The sequence below is a fragment of the Enterococcus sp. DIV1767 genome (genome assembly GCF_050542585.1).
GTDB classification, from domain to species: domain Bacteria; phylum Bacillota; class Bacilli; order Lactobacillales; family Enterococcaceae; genus Enterococcus_D; species Enterococcus_D innesii.
In genome coordinates this window covers 3,368,607-3,383,849 of record NZ_CP172936.1, presented here as the reverse complement: position 1 = coordinate 3,383,849, position 15,243 = coordinate 3,368,607, and the positions used below count along the sequence as shown (strand labels likewise).

Sequence of the window (15,243 nt, the reverse complement as noted above, 5' to 3'; positions counted from 1 at the left end):
TTGGGAAAATAGAAGTGTGGAATAGTAGTAATACGTTTGATACAAGTAGCAAAGACCAAAATGATTGAACCTTAGTGAGGAGGCAAAAAGCAGTTGTTTATTGGGATGTATTGCTCACTGTTGAACAATGTTATGCGCAGAGCACTTCCGAGATCAATTGAAAAAAAATTTATAAAAAGGAATGAACAATTATGAAAAAACAATTTTCTATCTATATATGTTTGCTAGTCTTGCTTGGTTCCATTTTTTGTGAACCAACGATCATTCTAGCAGAAGCAATCAATGCAACCGAAAGTACCGAAAGAACGACCGAAACGTTAGAAAGTACTGAACCTGTGACCGGAACGATCGATACGGAAAAAGCACCTACGGATTCATCGACAGCGGGAGCAGTTCAGTCAGCAACGAGTCAAGCAGAAGAAGAACAAGCAACCGTCCCTAGTGAAAGTCAAGCAACCCAAGCATCTTCGACACTGAATCAAAACAGCATTCAACCCCGAGCACCAGATACTGAGACAGAGACGGAAACGGAAGCTTCTACTACCGCTGAAAATCTTAGTGCCAACCTAAACGAACGGGGAGTACAACTTTTTGACAATGTCCGAATCACTGACTTAAACGATCAACCCTTCACTGCCGAAAATCCACCGATGTATAATGACAATATCAAAATTCATTTTGACTGGTCGTTAGCAGATACGGAAGAAATTCGTGCTGGTGATTATTATACGTATCAATTGCCGAATTATTTTGCCATTCATAACACCGTCAGTGGTGAATTGACCCGTTCCGGCGGACAATCGATCGGAAGCTTTACCTTAGCACTCGATGGTACATTGACCGTTACTTTTAATGAGGCAGCACAAACACTTTCCAACCGCTCAGGGACTATTGATCTGATCACTGAATTAAGTGTAAGCACCGTTACTGAGGAAGTGACCATTCCTACCGGGATTTACGATGAAGATGGCCATGAGATCATCATTACATTGCCTATTTATGAGGTCGATATCATTAAGACGGGTAACGTAACTTCCAGCGGTTCAGTGGTTTGGGAAATTATTTTTAACCAAGCCAGTCGTGAATTGCATGATGTTGTGATCACCGATAAGATGCCACAAGGATTAGCTTATAGTACCTCGACAGGCTACTTGTACGATGAATCCACCGATGAATGGATTCGTACCGATGGCTTATATACGTATAACAGTGTTAACAATACGTTTACCTTCAATCAAACGGTTAATCAACCGGTTCGAATCGTGATCAATAGTGCAGTCACCGATCCAACGGCTTCTTCTTTCAAAAACACGGCAACAATCAACGGTAGCGATTTTACAGAAAAAACCGCAGAAGCAACGGTTACCTACGATGAACAATCAGAATACAAACGATTTAAAGGCTACGATCCAGAAACGAAACGAGCATCTTGGGAAATTTCCGTTACATTGGACAAAGATCAAGCCAGAGTTTTGGATCAGACCTACTCGGGAACAGATCCTGAAAAAGCCTTGCACTTTTTTGTTCCAGAAACTTTGGTGATCACTGACAAAGACGGTAACCCAATCCCTTCAGAGGACTGGTCCTTTGATGGGTCATACCAGCTGGACAAAGAGGGGGAAATCGTACGCTTTGGCATCACGTTTGCCAAAGCTGGCTACTACAAGATCCAATACGACACCCAGTTGTATGAATCGGTTTTAGCCGATACCCGTATATACAATTACGCTTCGATCCGCGACAATCAAAATACCTCGTTGACGGGCAGCGGGACAGTGACACCAACCAAAACGATCGGTGTCGTGAAAACCGCTGGCACCAAAGACTATGAAACGAAGACTGTCGCATGGAAAATTGAAGCCAATACCAATCAGCAAAAAGTTAGCGACCTGATCATAGAAGACCGCTATCAATTGATCTCTGGTGCAAACAGCAGTGCTTTAGCTTTATTGGCGGATACGCTAGTCGTGACAGCCAGCGGGGTGACCGAGCCTTTAGAGCTCAATACCGACTATACGCTAGAGCTGATCACAGAAACGAAAACGCTAGCCGATGGCTCAACGAAGGAACTTGAGACTGGTTTTCGCATCAAGTTGCAAGGAGCGTACCAAACGACCTCGGCAACGATCACTGCTAATTTCAAAACCAGCTTCGATGTTTCACAGCAGATCGCATTAGGAAGTTCTAGCAGCCGGTTTAGTAATGCAGCGTTTGTCCATTATAAAGATGAAGCCGGCAATACGTTCACGGAAGCTTCTGAATCCAATACTTGGATGGATACCAACTGGTTAAAAAATGCCTTGAAATATGGCCTATTCATTGGTGAAGGGGAAGATGTCGCCAAAGCGATTACCGCTGTATTTGGTCGGAATCTAGGAACTATTTTTGATGAGCAGACTGCTTCAAGCGATCAAGTCTATTGGATGGGGCTATTCAATACGTACAAAGAAAAAATCAACAAAGATGCAATCATAACGGACCAGCTGCAAGAAGGCCAAACCTTGAAAGACTTGGCGCTTTACACGGTCACGGTAACTGGATATACGACACAAGTCAGAGCACTGAAAGAGCAATTGGTGCTAAACGAGGATTACAGTTACACTTATGACCCTGACACGAAGAAAGTTACGATCACCTTGCTGAAAGAAACGTCAGAAACACTGGCGGTCTTCTTGGCAACGGAAGCATCTGAAGAAGTATTTACCTACAAAAATACTATTACATTGACGGACAATGACACAACGTTGACGGCTGATGGGCAAGTCGACAAGTCTGCGAAAACGGACTGGTTGATGAAAAACGGCAGCCAGAATGCCGAGAACAATCGATTGCTCGATTGGGAAATCATGATCAACGCTGACAGTCGCAAAATCCACAATGCGGTAGTGACCGATACCATCAACTACAATCAGCACACCTTTTTACGCGATGCCGACGATAACGTGATCGTAGATGTGTATGAAGCAGTCTTAAACAATGGCACGTGGGAAAAAGGCGAAAAAGTCACCTTCACCAACGAAGACAATCCGAAAATCACCTCGGATGTGGTCGCAGGGACGCAATCGTTAGTGATCGCTTTTGAAGAATTGATTGATAAACCGTACTTTATCGTTTATCAAACACAGCTTGATCCCGGGATTTTGAACAATGAACGGGTGGCCAATAGTGTCAATTTGACGGGTAGTGAGATCGAAATTCACACAGTGACCAAAGAAGTTACCATCAAATCGACAGACGGTAGCGGAACCTCTTCTGGGACGAACGGCTCCTTGACGATCGTGAAATACGATGCCGATGGCACGAAAGAACGAGGGATCGATGAAGAAGCAGTTTTCCAACTAAGCCGCAAAAATGCGCAAAACACCTATGAAGTCATCTTGTCGAATCTGGTGGTGAAAAACAATCAGATCATGGAAAACGGCAACGCCATTGAACGGATCGACAATCTGCGCTACGGTGATTACATGATCCAAGAAATCGCCGCACCAGAAGGATATGAACGAGATGCGACTCAGTACACCTTCACTATTTCTGATGAGCAAGTCAATTATGTTTTTGAACTAGCCAATAAGCGAGAAATCAAAGAAACAACCCTTGCCTTGAATGTTCAGAAAATGCTTGATGGACGCGAGTTGAAAGACGGCGAATTTACTTTCCACCTGGTGGATGAAGCTGGCTCTGTGATTTTAACGCAAACCAATGACGGTAACGGTCAAGTTACCTTTGACGCCATCACTTACAACGAGCCTGGCGTGTACCACTATACGATTCGGGAAAAAGCCGGCAACGATCCAACCATCACCTATACTGACAAGGAACTAAAGGTAACTGTGACCGTCACGGAAGAAGACAGCCAGTTGATTGCGAAAGCAGTCTATGAAGGCAATCAAGTCTTTGAAAATGACTATACGCCAAAAGCCGGTAGTGTCGTTTTGAGTGCTGAGAAAGTACTGATTGGTCGTGATTTGAAAGCAGAAGAATTTGACTTCGAGTTAGTCAATGAAGCAGGAACTGTACTTCAAACAAAAGCCAATGATGCAACGGGCAAGATCTACTTTGACGCTCTTCCTTACGATAAAGCAGGTGAATACCGCTATACCATCCGTGAGAAAGCAGGAACTGACGGCACCATCACTTACGATGCAAAAGAACTGGCGGTAGTTGTGACCGTCACCGATGAAGACGGACAGCTTGTGGCAGTTGCCGAATACGAAGGCAACCAAGTCTTTGAAAACGACTATACGCCAAAAGCCGGCAGTGTCGTACTAAGTGCCGAGAAAGTCTTAACCGGTCGTACCTTACAAGCAAATGAATTCGATTTTGAACTAGTCGATGAAGATGGAACTGTACTTCAAACAAAAGCCAATGACGCCACTGGCAAGATCTACTTTGACGCGCTCCCTTACGAGGAAACAGGTGAGTATCACTACACCATTCGTGAGAAGACAGGAACTGACGGTACCATCACTTACGATACGAAAGAACTAGCGGTAGTCGTGACCGTCACCGATGAAGACGGACAGTTGATCGCAGTGGCGGAATATGAAGGCAACCAAGTCTTTGAAAACGACTATACGCCAAAAGCTGGCGGTGTGGTCTTGAATGTAGAGAAAGTGTTGACAGGCCGCACACTAGCAGCCAACGAGTTTGCCTTTGAGCTAGTCGGTGAAGCAGGCAACGTGTTACAGACGAAAACCAATGACGTAAATGGTCAAATCTATTTCGATGAATTGACATATGGCGAAGTCGGCGAATACCGTTATACGATTCGGGAAAAAGCTGGCGCAGATAGTACCATTACCTATGACACGAAAGAAATTGGTGTTGTCGTGAAAGTAACCGATGAAGACGGGCAACTAGTGGCAAAAGCAACGTATGATGGCAATGCGATCTTTGAAAACGACTATACACCAAAAGCTGGTAGTGTCGTACTGAGTGCCGGGAAAGTGTTGACAGGCCGCACGTTGCAAGCTGACGAATTTATATTTGAACTGGTAGATGAAGAAGGTAACATTCTTCAAACAAAAGCCAATGATGCAACCGGACAAATTACCTTCGATGCTCTTGCATATGACAAGGCAGGCGAGTACCACTACACCATCCGTGAGCAAGCAGGAAACGATGGCACCATCACTTACGATACGAAAGAACTTGCGGTAGTCGTTACTGTGACGGATGAAGCGGGACAGTTGACCGCAGTTGCCGAATATGAAGGTAACCAAGTCTTTGAAAACGACTATACGCCAAAAGCCGGCGGAGTGGTGCTGAATGCTGAGAAAGTATTGACGGGCCGCACGCTGGAAGCCAACGAGTTTGCCTTTGAGCTAGTCGGTGAAGCAGGCAACGTGTTGCAGACGAAAACCAATGACGTAAATGGTCAAATCTATTTCGATGAATTGACATATGGCGAAGTCGGCGAATACCGTTATACGATTCGGGAAAAAGCTGGCGCAGATAGTACCATTACCTATGACACGAAAGAAATTGGCGTTGTCGTAAAAGTCACCGATGAAGACGGGCAACTAGTGGCAAAAGCAACGTATGATGGCAATGCGATCTTTGAAAACGACTATACGCCAAAAGCCGGCAGTGTCGTACTAAGTGCCGAGAAAGTGTTGACAGGCCGCACCTTACAAGCTGACGAATTTGCCTTTGAACTGGTGGATGAAGATGGAACTGTACTTCAAACAAAAGCCAATGATGCAACCGGACAAATCTACTTTGACGCTCTCGCCTATGAGAAAGCTGGCGAATACCGCTATACCATCCGTGAGCAAGCAGGAAACGATGGCACCATCACCTACGATACGAAAGAACTGACAGTAGTCGTTACCGTCACTGATGAAGACGGACAGTTGACCGCAGTGGCGGAATACGAAGGCAATCAAGTCTTTGAAAACAGCTATCAACCAAAGGCTGGCAGTGTCGTACTGAGTGCTGAGAAAGTCTTAACTGGTCGTACCTTACAAGCAAATGAATTCGATTTTGAACTAGTCGATGAAGACGGAACTGTTCTTCAAACAAAAGCCAATGATGCAACGGGCAAGATCTACTTTGACGCTCTCGCCTATGATGAAACAGGTGAGTACCACTACACCATTCGTGAGAAAACAGGAACTGATGGCACCATCACGTACGATGCGAAAGAACTGGCAGTAGTCGTTACTGTCACTGATGAAGACGGACAGTTGACCGCAGTGGCGGAATACGAAGGCAGTCAAGTCTTTGAAAACAGCTACCAACCACAAGCTGGCAGTGTCGTTCTAAGTGCCGAGAAAACCTTAACTGGTCGTACACTACAAGCAAATGAATTCGACTTTGAACTAGTCGATGAAGAAGGCAACGTACTTCAAACAAAAGCCAACGACGCCACGGGCAAGATCTACTTTGACGCTCTCGCCTATGATGAAACAGGTGAGTACCACTACACCATTCGTGAGAAAACAGGAACTGATGGCACCATCACGTACGATACGAAAGAGCTAGCGGTAGTTGTGACCGTCACTGATGAAGACGGACAGTTGACCGCAGTTGCCGAATACGAAGGCAGTCAAGTCTTTGAAAACAGCTACCAGCCACAAGCTGGCAGTGTCGTACTAAGTGCTAAGAAAGTCTTGACAGGTAGAGATTTGCAAGCCAACGAATTCGCATTTGAATTAGTGGATGAAGCTGGAAAGGTTCTGCAAACCCAACGCAATGATGCAAATGGAACGATTACCTTTGATGCATTGACGTATGACGATGCTGGGGAACATCGTTACACGATTCGTGAAAAAGCTGGCAACGATGCAACGATCATCTATGATGAAACCACCTATCAAGTAACGGTCACCGTCAAAGATCAAGCAGGAAAATTAGTAGCTGAAGCGGAGCAAACGGCAGACATGGTATTCAACAACCGTGTCAAAGAAGGCAAAACAACGAAACCGGGAACTGGCAACTTACCGAAAACCAATGACACCACGACCGCTGGTTGGGTCGTCTTGGGACTGTTGTTAGTAGTGATCGCAGTAGCCATCTACCTTGATCGCAAAAAACGGACGCCGTTATCATAGGCAGGGGAAGCAACAGAGCAGAAAGAGAAAGCGGGATGAGGCCAACTTGTCCCGCTTTTTCCTGTCCTGTTTTTCTTCACTTCAAAGAAAAAAAGTGTCAAAAGTATGAAACACTAGAAAGCGAACAATCAGCAAACCCAGACTCAAGAAGGGGACGAAGGGCAACTGCGCCAATCGTTTCTTCCAGATGCCTTGATAGCTAAAAAAAGCGAGGAGACCGAGACTGCTGGCTACTAGTAAGAGGGCCAAAAGTGTCTTTGGCGCTAGCCAAGTGCCCCAGCCTGCCAGCACTAAGAGATCGCCGCCGCCCATTTTTTTCTGCCAGACAAAAAAGACCAGTGGAACCAGCAAGCCTAAAGACAGCCATTGAAAAAAAGCGTCGCTTCTAAGCTGTGCCAGCGCTAGCAGTAGGTGGGCGGGGTACAGCAGTTGCGGGTAGACGCTATAGTCTATCAAGTCGGTCAAGCTGAGTAAAAAGGCACTGGTCAGCCAGACAAAAGCCAGAAAGCTTTCTGAAGCATGAAAGGCAACCCCGCAAAGTCCGCCATAGCATATGCAAGCGAAGACCCAATAAAGCGGGGATGAAGGCCATCTTGTAGGAAGCAGAAAAAACCAATGGTTATCCGAAACTTTGTTCACCTTCTGGTAATGAGAACGAGAATCACTTTTTGACGGATTCCAAAACAGGGTTTGTAAGAGCAAAAGCCAAAAGAAGCCGAGTAAAGCGCCTAAAAAAAACACGAAAATCGTCATTTTTCGATCCTCCTTATAAAGAAATACGTAAGAGAGTGAGAAATTTTCTCAAATAGATGATTTTGTTGTACTTTTTATTTGTTTCGTATTATCCTTAAAATAGATAATTTAGAGGAGGAATCGTTATGAAATTTGAACAAACAAAAGAAGTATTAAACCAACTTGTTGCTGATTTAAGCCAAATGGCTATGGTCGTTCACCAAACACACTGGTACATGCGTGGACCTGGCTTTTTGACATTGCATCCAATGATGGACGAATTCATGGATGATTTAAATGAGCAATTGGATGAAGTTTCTGAACGCTTGATTACATTAGACGGTTCACCATATTCAACTTTGCGTGAAATGGCAGAACACACTCAAATCCCTGATGAAGTGGGTAACTGGGACCGCACGATTCCAGAACGCTTAGCTACATTGGTGGAAGGTTACCGTTACTTAGCGGACTTATACCAAAAAGGGATCGAAGTATCTGGTGAAGAAGGCGACGATCCAACCCAAGATATCTTCATCGGCTTCAAAACAGCCATCGAAAAACGTATTTGGATGATCCAAGCGCACTTAGGCGAAGCGCCATTGATCGATCCAGCGAAATCTCGCGTACGTCATTAATCAACAAAAAACCAGCGAAGAATTTTCTTCGCTGGTTTTTTTACTTGATTGCTAATAACCCTTTGGCGGCTTCAATTTGTTGTGCCACTTGATCAAAACCGGTGCCGCCATAAGAATGACGATTTTTGACGGCGGTATAGGAATCAAGTTTTTCAAAAATATCGCTATCGATGGCAGGATGGATCGCTTGGTAGTCTTCCAAGGAAACATCTTGCAGATAGATGCCTTTGCTCAAACACTCACTGACGAGCTTGCCGACGATCTCATGGGCTTGTCTGAAAGGCACGCCTTTGCCAGCTAAGTAATCCGCTAATTCTGTTGCGTTGGAAAAATCCTTTTCAGTGGATTCTTGCATCCGTGCTTGATTGACCTTCATCGTTGCGATCATGCCTGTCATGATCTGCAAGCTTTTCGTGATGGTTTCGGCGCTGTCAAACATGCCTTCTTTGTCTTCTTGGAAATCTTTGTTGTACGCCAGCGGCAAGCCCTTCATGACTGTTAAAAGACCAAAGAGGTTCCCATAGACACGTCCTGTTTTTCCACGGATCAGCTCCGCCATGTCAGGGTTTTTCTTTTGAGGCATGATGGAACTGCCGGTGGAGAAGGTATCGGTCAGTTCCACAAATTGGTACTCGTGGCTGCACCAAAGAATCAGCTCTTCACAAAAACGAGACAGATGCATCATCAATAAAGAGGCGTTGCTTAAAAATTCCAAGATAAAATCACGATCACTGACCGCATCTAGGCTGTTGCTGTAAATATTGCTGAACCCTAACTCTTGAGCAGTGAAATCACGATCGATAGGGAAGGTAGTTCCTGCCAAAGCAGCACTGCCTAAAGGCATCACATCGATGCGGCTCAAACTCTCACTGAAACGCTCTTGGTCACGCGTCAGCATACTGTAATAGGCTAAGAGGTGATGGGCAAAAGAAATCGGCTGTGCATGCTGCAGATGGGTATAACCAGGCATGATGGTGTAGATGTTGGCTTCGGCTTGTAAAACCAGCGCTTCTCGCAATTCAGCGATCAAAGTGATCACCTCTTGAACGACTTCTTTCAAATACAAATGCATATCGGTCGCCACTTGGTCATTACGACTACGGGCAGTATGCAATTTGCCTGCCACTGGTCCAATCAATTCATGCAAGAATGTCTCGATGTTTAAATGGATGTCCTCATTTTCAATCGTGAAGGTCAATTCGCCAGCGGCTACTTGCTGTTGAATCGTGGTCAAGCCGCCAATGATCGCTTCGCCATCGGGTTGACTGATGATGCCCGTATGGACCAGCATTTTGACATGTGCCAAACTGCCAAGAATGTCTTGCTTTGCTAACTTTTGATCAAACGTGATGGAAGCCCCAAAAGCATCGATCCATGCTTCGTTTTTCCCATCGAAACGTCCGCCCCATAATTTTGCCATATTCTCACCTCAAAAAAAGATTATGGCTGAAGCGGCAGCTTCAGCCGTGCATACTTAAATCAATGTTTCTGTTAGTTGCTGTTGTGCTTGGATCTCAGCGTGCACTTTGCTTGGCAGTCCCCATAATTTGATGAAGCCGATAGCCGCATGCTGATCAAAGGTATCTGCAGAAGTATACGTTGCTAAGTTTTCATCGTACAGGCTGTTTTCAGATTTCCGTCCTTCACAAATGACGTTGCCTTTGAATAATTTCAAACGCACGATTCCGTTGACGTAGACTTGTGTGCTTTTCAGGAAGGTAATCAAGGCTTCCGTCAATGGATTGAACCATAAGCCGTCATAGATGACTTGCGCTAATTGCTGCTCGATGATTGGTTTGAAATGCGCCAATTCCCGTACAAAGACCAAATCTTCCAATTCTTTATGAGCCGTCATCAAAGCGATCGCTCCTGGACATTCATAAACTTCCCGTGATTTGATCCCCACCAGACGATTTTCGATATGGTCGATCCGACCAACGCCATGCTCGCCAGCCATCCGGTTTAGTTTCATGATCAATTCTGCTAGATTCATCGTTTCACCATCAATGGCGGTCGGTACCCCTTGATCAAAGGTGATCTCAACGATCGTTGGTACATCAGGAGTATCTTCTAATTCTTGCGTGATGGCGTAGGCTCCTTTTGGCGGTGTTGCCCAAGGGTCTTCTAAGACGCCGCACTCACAAGCACGTCCCCACAAGTTTTGGTCGATGGAATACGGATTGTCCAAGTCAGCGGGAATCGGTACCCCTTTTTCAGCCGCATAGGCAATCTCTTCTTCCCGGGACCATTTCCATTCCCGAACCGGTGCGATGACTTTCAAGTGAGGCGCTAAAGCGGCGATCGCCACTTCAAACCGAACTTGGTCGTTGCCTTTGCCGGTACAGCCGTGGGCGACGGTCGTTGCGCCAGTCGCTAATGCCAACTCCACCAATTTCTTGGCGATCAATGGGCGAGACAAAGCGGAAACAAGAGGATAAGAATTTTCATAAAAAGTATTGCCTTGTAAAGCGATCAAAGCAAAATCTTGGGCGAATTCTTCGCGGGCATCGATGGCATACGATTCAATCGCGCCAACTGCCAACGCTTTGTCTTTAATGGATTGGGTGTCGCGACCTTCACCGATATCTAGGCAGCAAGCTACCACATCATATCCTTGGTCCGTTAACCATTTAATTGAAACGGAGGTATCTAATCCCCCAGAATAGGCCAATATTACTTTTTCTTTCATACTTATTAACTCCTTTTCCGCGTGTTTTCAAGTGATTGAAGCTATCTTATCAGAATAAAAATAATAAATCAAGGGTAAAATTAAATATTTATACATAAAAATGGTGATTATCAGGTTTTTATACTATTATCGATGATTAAGGAAAAGAAGTGGATGCTCACTTTTTTAATGAAAGTTTATACATAATATTCATTCTGGTATTCAGTTTTAGAAGTCTGCAACAACAAGTTTCGTTTTTCAGAGAAAATGGCAGAAAATGAATGGAGAAAATTTTCAAAAAGAGGCGGAATTACGTTGACATTAGGCTTTATAGAAGGTATTATGTTATATGGTATTGTTTGCCCCACAAGAGCCCCGGAAACTCAAGTGTATGTCAAACATTCGTGAAATTGAATTGGAGGAAAAAATTGTGCGTACAACATATATGGCCAAACCAGGCGAAGTAGAACGTAAATGGTACGTAGTAGATGCAACAGATGTTCCTATGGGTCGTCTTTCAGCAGTAGTAGCATCTGTCTTACGTGGTAAAAATAAACCAACATTCACACCTCATGTGGATACAGGCGATTTCGTAATCGTCATTAATGCAGAAAAAATCAAATTAACAGGTAACAAAGCAAGCGATAAAATTTATTACCGTCACTCAAACTTCCCAGGAGGATTGAAATCAGTCTCTGCTGGAGAATTACGTGCTAAAAATTCTCGTCGTTTGATCGAAACTTCTGTAAAAGGCATGCTTCCTAAAAACACTTTAGGCCGTAAACAAGGAATGAAACTTCATGTTTATGCTGGCGCTGAACACCCACATGCTGCACAACAACCAGAAGTATTGGACATCACAAACTTAATCTAATAGGAGGGAATTTCATTGGCACAAGCTCAATATATCGGCACTGGCCGTCGTAAAAATGCAGTAGCCCGCGTACGTTTAGTACCAGGTACTGGTAAAATTACTGTTAACAAAAAAGATGTTGAAGAATACATCCCACACGCAGACTTGCGTGAAGTAATCAACCAACCATTCGGCGTTACAGAAACTAAAGGTTCATACGATGTTTTTGTAAACGTAAATGGTGGTGGATACGCTGGACAATCAGGTGCAATCCGTCACGGTATCGCACGCGCATTGTTACAAGTTGATCCTGATTTCCGTTTAGCTCTTAAACGTGCTGGCTTACTTACTCGTGACGCACGTATGGTTGAACGTAAAAAACCAGGTCTTAAGAAAGCTCGTAAAGCTTCACAGTTCTCAAAACGTTAATCTATCTTATATATCAACTTTCAAGGCGTTTCACAATTCAGGTTGTGAAACGTCTTTTTTCACTGTTGATACCATTTTTAGTGTAGATGAAACTACCTTGAAAGCAAAAATTAAAAATCTTCAACCTTCTCATGGCTATAGTAATTCTTGGGAACCCATTAAAAGCTTTTTACTGGATAAAAAAGACTTATATGGCAATTCTGTTTCTGATTATAAAGATCATATAGACCCTATGCTAAATAGAACATATAAAATAAGAAATATTATGGAGCATCAATATTAAAAAAATTTATCAGAACCAATTTGTTTCAAAATGATTCAAAAATAGATGAGTTAGCAACATCTATTTCAATAGATGAATTTCATGATTTGGTTATTAATCTATTAAGAACTTGTAGGGAAGCAGTAATCTTGTTAGTCATGTCAATCCATGTAAAAGAGAAAAGAAAAAAAGATGATTTTGAGGGATCAGTGCTTACTTATATTAATTTGACCGAGTATAAAGATGAGTGGAAGTTTTAATTCTATCGATATTTTTACTTTTCATAGTTTCAATGACAGATGCATCCATTGCTGCCAAAGAATTTTGAAAACTCATTTAAAATTTGAGTATCGGAAAGTTGTAGAATGGAGGGGAGCACAATGGACTATTACAATAAATTGTTACAAGCAATTGAAAATAGTTCTGATTTTGCTGAACTAAACAAAATTTTGACAAGACATTATACAAAGATTTCTGCTAATCTTAGTGCTATATTATTTAATACCTATCAAAATACAAACAATTTTGATGATTCCTCTTTAAAAATATTATTTGCCTTATCCTATACGCATATAGAAGGGGACATCAAAGAAAATTGGAAGCAAATAATATTTAGAAAAATGAAATTTGACTTCTATAAAGAATTGATGATTATAAACGAGAGTTCAGAAAAGATATTTTCTTTATATTGTGAAGATATCACGGACGAGTCGACAACTTCAGAAGATATCCATTTCAGAGCCTTTCTTTCGTATCATTTTGATTTTCCAGCAATATCTTTTGGACAATATATAAAAATATTGAAGTTGTTTAATCCGGTTTTGTCTAAGGAAATTTCTGGATATAAGAATTTAGATGATTTGTTGAGATTTATTTTAGATATGGTATTGCTTAAGCGACCAGATAACTATCAAGAGCTTGAAGAGGAAGGAGTTATGTTCTTTAATAGGGGGATTATACTTAAAGAGGATATACTAAGGATTATTGAAAAAAGTAATCTTACTAAAGAATGTATGAAAGATTTATTTATAGATAGTGAATCTTTGACTAATTCTTACTTCATTACAAATATTAATAAGGAAATGGTTGGAAAAATAGGTGTAGACTATGGAAAATATTTTTATATACCACAAAGTCCCTTTATTTTAAACAACTTCTTCCAGTTAGTGTTAAAAAGCAAAGTAGTTAATGAAAAGAAAAAAGGTGATATTCTTGAGGAATATGTTCAAGAATTGCTAATGAAATTTTTTCCAAAAGAAACTGTATTTCATGAGATCTATGATCAAGAAGGGTTTGAACAAGACTTCATAATAGTTCATGAAGATGTCATATATTCTATTGAATGCAAGGCGAAGAATTTTCATGAAGTCTTTCGAAATAAGGAAAGTGCAATGACTAGACTAACACATAGGTTTAATTCATCAATTAGAGAAGGTTATGAACAGTGTAGAAGAGTAGAAAAAAGATTGTTAATAGAACAAAGTGACTACTATAACTCTGATAATCCCAAGTCTAGAAAATCTATTTTGTCTATAAGTAAACCTGAAAAATATCGTCTGAAAAAAATAATTATTTTATTGGATGATTTCCAAAATTTAGCTGAATCTTCACAGGAAATTTTACAAGACAATGATTGTTGGTGCGTGAACGTTTTTGCTTTTGAAAAGATTCTTTGGTACCTTGATAAAAATAAGAAAAATAAAATTGAGATTTTAGAGGATTACATTGATTTTAGACTTAAGTCAAGAAAAATTACCACATCTGTTAATAGTGACGAACTATCCCACTTTGGACTATTTATAAGTAAGACTTATCGGTTTCCATCTGGTTTCTTTGATAAAGATATCGGAATATCGCTCCATTTAAAAAATAGTTTCTCGCAGTTTTCTGAGGAGTTTGATATCCAAACGTTTAAAGAAGAGTTAGATAAACTATTTGATTACTCTGTAAAAGTAGTTTAGGATTAATTTTGAAAATTTGAGTTTATTGAAAAAATTTAAGTACATACTTTGGCTCGCATATTTTATTTAAAAATTGACACCATTGTTTTTAAATTTCTTGAAATCCAATAAAGCTTTAAAATATGAATCACTTTATATCCACTGCTATTAAAGGATTTTGAACTATATTCAAAACACAAACAATCGAGCCAGGTCTTAAGAAAGTTCGTAAATCTTCACAGTTTTCAAAACGTTAATCTTTTTATTGAAGTTTTCAAAACACTTCTCGATTTTTCGAGAAGTGTTTTTTGAAAAGGACAGATTTTAGATTTAGTAGTTCCTATAAGTTAATATAATAGAATCAATGACATATTTAATAATTAACTATTAGAAACTTGTATTTACATATGAATTAAATTGTTATTTTTTTATGCTTTAAACACTGAAAAAATAGTTTTATGGACCTGATAATATTCTTTATAATAGCAAATTGGCTCTATTTAGATATGTATTAAAATTTAATAATATAGGGTATAATAACAGTTAAGAAAGAATCCAAATAAAGGACCGCTGTTACTATACACTTATTTGAAAACGCTTTTTATTAATCGGTTTCTTGGTTTACGTTAAGCGTATAATTATGGAATTAAACAAAATATACGGTAGCAA

Annotated in this window: 8 protein-coding genes; 5 read left to right on the top strand and 3 right to left on the bottom strand. The window is 41.4% G+C overall.

Annotation, left to right across the window (positions count from 1 at the left end):
- Positions 1 to 191: 191 nt before the first annotated feature.
- A complete protein-coding gene (locus IGI78_RS15970; RefSeq protein ID WP_430618170.1) occupies positions 192 to 7,055 on the top strand; it encodes a Spy0128 family protein in 6,864 nt (2,287 codons plus the stop codon).
- Positions 7,056 to 7,136: 81 nt separating this feature from the next.
- Here IGI78_RS15970 and IGI78_RS15965 read toward each other — a convergent pair whose 3' ends face one another.
- Positions 7,137 to 7,808, bottom strand: coding sequence for a prepilin peptidase (locus IGI78_RS15965; protein WP_430618169.1), 672 nt, complete (start codon positions 7,806 to 7,808; stop codon positions 7,137 to 7,139).
- A 125-nt stretch (positions 7,809 to 7,933) separates the two neighbouring features.
- Between IGI78_RS15965 and IGI78_RS15960 the strand changes: the two genes are divergently transcribed.
- Positions 7,934 to 8,422 carry a Dps family protein gene (locus IGI78_RS15960; protein WP_005230382.1) on the top strand — a complete coding sequence of 163 codons (489 nt, stop codon included), beginning with the start codon at positions 7,934 to 7,936 and terminating at the stop codon, positions 8,420 to 8,422.
- 40 nt (positions 8,423 to 8,462) lie between these two features.
- Here the strand turns inward: IGI78_RS15960 and argH are convergent, their stop codons facing one another.
- On the bottom strand, positions 8,463 to 9,842 hold the full coding sequence (argH, locus tag IGI78_RS15955) for an argininosuccinate lyase (RefSeq protein ID WP_430618167.1): 1,380 nt from the start codon (positions 9,840 to 9,842) through the stop codon (positions 8,463 to 8,465).
- A 54-nt stretch (positions 9,843 to 9,896) separates the two neighbouring features.
- A complete protein-coding gene (locus IGI78_RS15950; protein ID WP_005233014.1) occupies positions 9,897 to 11,111 on the bottom strand; it encodes an argininosuccinate synthase in 1,215 nt (404 codons plus the stop codon).
- Positions 11,112 to 11,517: 406 nt separating this feature from the next.
- Between IGI78_RS15950 and rplM the strand changes: the two genes are divergently transcribed.
- The 3 genes from rplM to IGI78_RS15935 all read left to right on the top strand — a co-directional run bounded on the left by rplM (position 11,518) and on the right by IGI78_RS15935 (position 14,595).
- Complete coding sequence (rplM, locus tag IGI78_RS15945) at positions 11,518 to 11,964, top strand: 50S ribosomal protein L13 (protein WP_301280258.1); 447 nt, start codon at positions 11,518 to 11,520, stop codon at positions 11,962 to 11,964.
- Between the two features lie 15 nt (positions 11,965 to 11,979).
- Complete coding sequence (rpsI, locus tag IGI78_RS15940; protein ID WP_003128901.1) at positions 11,980 to 12,372, top strand: 30S ribosomal protein S9; 393 nt, start codon at positions 11,980 to 11,982, stop codon at positions 12,370 to 12,372.
- A gap of 642 nt (positions 12,373 to 13,014) precedes the next feature.
- Positions 13,015 to 14,595: an NERD domain-containing protein gene (locus IGI78_RS15935; protein ID WP_074934223.1), complete on the top strand. Its 1,581-nt coding sequence runs from the start codon at positions 13,015 to 13,017 to the stop codon at positions 14,593 to 14,595.
- Positions 14,596 to 15,243 lie beyond the last annotated feature (648 nt).

What these genes read in the sequence shown, in the direction of transcription:
- IGI78_RS15970 (WP_430618170.1), top strand. Translation starts at nt 192, where the DNA reads ATGAAAAAACAATTTTCTATCTATATATGTTTGCTAGTCTTGCTTGGT.
- IGI78_RS15965 (WP_430618169.1), bottom strand. Translation starts at nt 7,808, where the DNA reads ATGACGATTTTCGTGTTTTTTTTAGGCGCTTTACTCGGCTTCTTTTGG.
- IGI78_RS15960 (WP_005230382.1), top strand. Translation starts at nt 7,934, where the DNA reads ATGAAATTTGAACAAACAAAAGAAGTATTAAACCAACTTGTTGCTGAT.
- argH (WP_430618167.1), bottom strand. Translation starts at nt 9,842, where the DNA reads ATGGCAAAATTATGGGGCGGACGTTTCGATGGGAAAAACGAAGCATGG.
- IGI78_RS15950 (WP_005233014.1), bottom strand. Translation starts at nt 11,111, where the DNA reads ATGAAAGAAAAAGTAATATTGGCCTATTCTGGGGGATTAGATACCTCC.
- IGI78_RS15935 (WP_074934223.1), top strand. Translation starts at nt 13,015, where the DNA reads ATGGACTATTACAATAAATTGTTACAAGCAATTGAAAATAGTTCTGAT.